This window comes from Idiomarina sp. UBA4206, assembly GCF_002383015.1.
Classification (GTDB): Bacteria; Pseudomonadota; Gammaproteobacteria; order Enterobacterales; family Alteromonadaceae; genus Idiomarina; species Idiomarina abyssalis.
Map to the genome: position 1 here is coordinate 34,307 of NZ_DFTS01000074.1, position 4,645 is coordinate 38,951.

The 4,645-nt window shown below is 46.0% G+C and carries 5 protein-coding genes; 2 read left to right on the forward strand and 3 right to left on the reverse strand.

Annotation, left to right across the window (positions count from 1 at the left end; all coding sequences use genetic code 11):
- Nucleotides 1-995 (forward strand): alpha/beta hydrolase (locus B3180_RS14815; RefSeq protein ID WP_286845269.1); only part of this gene is annotated, 995 nt, incomplete at its 5' end.
- A gap of 22 nt (nucleotides 996-1,017) precedes the next feature.
- On the opposite strand, the gene B3180_RS14820 is transcribed toward B3180_RS14815, so the two are convergent.
- Both B3180_RS14820 and B3180_RS14825 read right to left on the reverse strand, forming a co-directional pair.
- Entirely contained in the window at nucleotides 1,018-1,347 is a 330-nt protein-coding gene (locus B3180_RS14820; RefSeq protein WP_273024078.1) for a hypothetical protein, read from the reverse strand.
- A 260-nt stretch (nucleotides 1,348-1,607) separates the two neighbouring features.
- Nucleotides 1,608-2,774, reverse strand: a complete 1,167-nt coding sequence (locus tag B3180_RS14825) for a methyl-accepting chemotaxis protein (RefSeq protein ID WP_222235988.1) — start codon at nucleotides 2,772-2,774, stop codon at nucleotides 1,608-1,610.
- A 96-nt stretch (nucleotides 2,775-2,870) separates the two neighbouring features.
- Here B3180_RS14825 and B3180_RS14830 point away from each other — a divergent pair, with 96 nt between their 5' ends.
- On the forward strand, nucleotides 2,871-4,175 hold the full coding sequence (locus B3180_RS14830; protein WP_278358955.1) for an anti-phage deoxyguanosine triphosphatase: 1,305 nt from the start codon (nucleotides 2,871-2,873) through the stop codon (nucleotides 4,173-4,175).
- 64 nt (nucleotides 4,176-4,239) lie between these two features.
- On the opposite strand, the gene B3180_RS14835 is transcribed toward B3180_RS14830, so the two are convergent.
- On the reverse strand, nucleotides 4,240-4,645 hold a 406-nt coding region (locus B3180_RS14835; protein WP_286845271.1), incomplete at its 5' end, for a PPC domain-containing protein.

Sequence of the window (4,645 nt, forward strand, 5' to 3'; positions counted from 1 at the left end):
ATTCAGACAGTTTTCAGTATCCGGTGCTGCTGGTTATGGACGGTTCAACGCAGTTTGAGCACATAGCGGGTAACGTTAATTTTTTAAGTACGTTTTCTATTGTGCCGGAAATGGTTGTTGTCGGGGTCAGTGCGAGGAACCGCTTAAAGCGTTTTACTCACACAAAAATGGAAGCCTACGCTGACCGCTCTGGCGGTGCCGAGCAGTACACCCAGTTTTTGCAAGATGAGCTGATGCCAGCGTTGCAGAAAAAGTACAGACTGTCGCCTTATACGGTGGTTACTGGGCACTCGCTGTCGGGGCTCTACACCAGTTATCTGGCGACTCACCACTCAGATTTTATCAATGCCGCAATATCGGTCAGCCCAAGCCTTTGGTGGGATGACTTTGCGCTTATAAAAGACATAAAGGTGGCAGAGCAAGAGGCAGAAAAGCCACCGGTACGTTGGTTTGTCAGTATGGCGAATGAGCCTAATGAAATGGCCGAGAGCTATGAGCGTTTATTGAACGTGCTGGAAGCGAAGCCGGAATCGGATTTTAACTGGGAGTCAAAGCAGTTCCCCAGCGAAACCCATGACAGCACGCCATTAATTGGCAATGTCGAGGGCCTTAAATCCGTTTTTCGAGGGTTTAACGCGGTGCCGAACATAGAAATTAAGTCGCTGGAACAGTTGCAGGCGTTCTACGCTGATTACGAAAAGACAGTGGGCTACGACTTTCCTATGTCGGTTCAGCAATACAACGTGTATGGCTTAAAGGCCGCTTATGAAGGCCAAGTTGACTGGGGACAGGCCATTCTGGAGAAAGGTGTTGAGGTATTCGACCAGTCCGAAGTTTTATGGGACAGCCTGGCAACGGTTTATTCAATGAATGACAACAACGAGAGTGCGCTAAAGGCCTCGAATAAAGCTGTGCAGTTCGCACGCGAGCACCAGTCAAAGTACATCAGTGAAATTGAAGCGCAGAATAGTGATTTGAAGTCACGCAATAAATGATGCAGCCTGCGGCAAGTGATATTCAGACTTGCCGCAAAACGTCCAATGCACCCTGGGCTAATGCCTTTTCCTGTGGTGACGCGTCGAAGTGTTCGTTGGCTTTGACGCGATCCTGCCAATGCTTCACAAAGTTTATGGGTTCATCCGGGTCAATTTGCTCAGGTTCTGACATTAAGGTGTTTTGCTGATCGGTTTTAGCCATATGAAAACCCATGCGATTGCGTTGCTGCGCGCTAATTGCGCTGGCCAGGAACAACTGATTTGCCAGCTTACTCATGTCGTTAGAAACGAAATAATGTTCATAAATTGTAATACTGACTTTAACGGCTACTCTTAAGTTGCTTCGGTTCAACTTTGATACTTAATGGAGAAATATAATGCTTTACGATATTGGTGAAAAACCAGGAAGAGGTACTTATCAGTGCACAAGTTGCAAAAAATGGGAGGTCACACTTGATGATGATAGTGATAGGCTCCCCCCTTGCGGAGAATGTGGTTCAGGTCAGAATATTAAATATAAAAAAATTAAGTGACATCATATTTCAATAAGCAATTCATCTTATGTCTCCTCTCCGAATGTTTAGCTATTCAGAGAAGAGACACAATGTCTGACTAGTCGTCTAACTTATCCATTTGCTGAACGATGTCACTACTCAAGTCGTTTAATTCATCAGTATTTTTGGATAGTGTATCGGCTTGTTCGTAGGCGTTGTCGCATAAGTCGCTGAGAACCTGAACGTTCTGACTGACACTTTCCACTGCGTCGTTTTGTTGTTGACTGGCTTCGGTCACCATATCAACTTCAGCATTAATTTCTCTTACTGCTGTCAGAACTGTGTTAAACGAATCAATGGTTGCTGTAGAAATTTCTTGTGCTTCTTTTGAGGCTTCAAGAGCTTGGTCGCTGATTTCTCCGGAAGACGATATAACGTCTCGTAGTTCGTTGGTCATACTGACAATATCGCCTGTGGTTGCCTTGGTTTTTTGAGCTAATGAGCGAACTTCGTCGGCGACAACCGCAAAGCCTCGACCATGTTCTCCGGCCCTGGCAGCTTCAATAGCAGCATTCAGAGCGAGCAAATTGGTTTGTTCTGTCACGCTTTCTATAAGCTCTACAAACGAGGTGATTTTTTCCGCACTTTTTTCCACTTGCTCAAAGCTGTTGTCGAACTTTTCAACTGACGTTACCAGTTTTTGTAATCTCTCCGCTAGGCTATTCATTTGCTGTTCAGAGGTTGTGCTGGCCTCAGCAACTGAGTCAGTATTACTATTAATTCGCTCAATTGTTGCTGTCATCTCGTTCATGCTGGTGGAGATTTCTTCGATGGTTGAAGCTAGGCTGCTGGATTGCTCGCTCAGTTTTTCACTGGTAGTGTGAGAGCGGTCGGAGACAGAAGCCGTTCGCTCTGCCAGGTTACTAAGTTTTTCGGTTGTTCCATCAATGTGGCCCAGAATACGGCTAAAACGTTTTAATGCACGGTTTAAGGAACGTGCGATTTGGCCGAACTCATTGTCGCTGCTTAAACTGACTCTTGGGTCGAGATTTCCATTACTGACCTCCGTGGCCATATTTTTCAGTTCTTTCATGGCTAAGTTCAGGAAACGTCGGGAGATGACAAAAAATACCACTGATAATGCGGCGATGATAATGCCCGGTATAATAAGTGCTTGGCGGGCGATATCGGTGAATAAGGAAAGGCAAAGAACAACGACTAACGTGATCAGAAATAAAAGGTTGATTTGGTTTATTCTGGAAACAGATAAATTAGATAACTTCATTTGATCCCTCAAATTATCGTATATAAATGGCGTGATTAAATTTTCGAAAAAACTATATATTTATTTCGATTTTTTAGAAGTTTTATGGGGCAGGATGTGAAAAATACTCGGCAAATGGGGCTGCACCAACGCCGCTCAGGAAAAACTACGACCTTTAATGCCGCTACGCCGGACAGCGATGCTCAGCGTGACCGGGCGCGTATTATTCACTCGTCGGCGTTTCGTCGCTTGCAGGCAAAAACTCAGGTGCTGGGTGTGGGCGAGAGTGACTTTTATCGCACGCGCTTAACGCACTCTATGGAAGTGGCTCAGATTGGCTCGGGCATTTGCGAGAAGTTAAAGCAAAAGTATGCAGAGAACGACGCTATTTCGACGCATATCCCGTCTTACTTTCAAATTGAGGCCATTTGTCTGGCGCATGATATTGGTCACCCGCCGTTCGGGCACGGTGGCGAAGTGGCACTGAACTACCACATGCACAATAACGGTGGTTTTGAAGGTAATGGGCAGACCCTGCGCATTATTTCAAAGCTGGGTGAGTATTCCGACCACGACGGTCTGGATTTAACCCGGCGGACTTTACTCGGTGTGCTTAAATATCCGGTTTTACATAGCGAAGTTAGTACTCCCTCACTGTCTGATGAAAACCACTTAAGTGCTTTTAAACCGCCCAAATCTATTCATGACGACGAACAGGATGTGCTGGACTGGATACTGGAACCGCTGACTCCCAAAGACAAAGCGGCTTTTCGTTCCACTAAAACGAAAGAGGGTAAAACCAAAGCACAGTATAAAGCTTTTGATACCTCCATTATGGAGCTGGCGGACGACATATCGTACGGCGTGCACGATTTAGAAGACTCACTGGCGCTGAATTTGGTTACAGAAAAGCAGTGGCGCGAAGACGTACTCGCTGTGCTTGGCGATAACAGCGTCATTATGCAGGAAGAGCGATTTTACACAGAAGCGCTTTTTTCAGGCCAAAGCCGGGCGCGTAAGCACGCAATTAGTAAGCTTGTCGGTCATTTTGTGGAGGCGATTGAAGTCACAGAACAGAACCTGTTTGAATCGCCCTGGTTAGATCTTCAGGCCCAGTTGCCTGAGCACATTGAACATACCCTGCAAGTACTGAAAGACTTTGTGTTTAAGTATGTTATTCGCAGCTCTTCGGTGCAGGTTCTGGAGTACAAAGGCCAGATGATGATAATGAAGCTTTTTCAGGTACTGAGCGAAAATCCAGAGCAACTACTGCCGGGTTCTACTCTGCAAAAATACAAAAAGGCAGATAACCCCAAGCGTGTTATTTGTGACTATATTTCGGGAATGACGGACAACTACGCGACCAAGCTTTACGGTAAATTGTTCAGCCCGGATACCGGCTCTGTATTTGATAAGGTTTAATGCTGTTTAAATAAAAAGGGCGCCAAAAAGGCGCCCAAAACGTTACATTTTACTCATTAAAGGTTTATTGCCACTCGACTAATAAGTCTACGCCTGAGTAGTTAGTGTAGCCTTTAAGGCTAATGTACCAACGGTCTTCAGCCGGGTTAGCAATATTACAAGTTTCGTTATTACCTGAACGGTAAGGACGGCACTCGTAGTTTGACTCGGTTGGCTGGCTGCCCTGACGAACATAAAGGTCAGCGTCGCCGCTTCCACCAGACATGGTTACGTCAAGTGATGACATGCCCGCTGGAATATCAACGTAGTAGTGAGTCCACTCGCCGCTGTTGCCAGACAGGTCAGTAGCAGAAACAGAGTCACCTCCGCCGCCGCCAGTGCTAGGTTCTGTGAACGAACCAGTCAGGTTCAGACCAGAGAAGCTAGAGTAAGCATTGACCATGACATAGTAAGTACCGGCTTGTACGTTA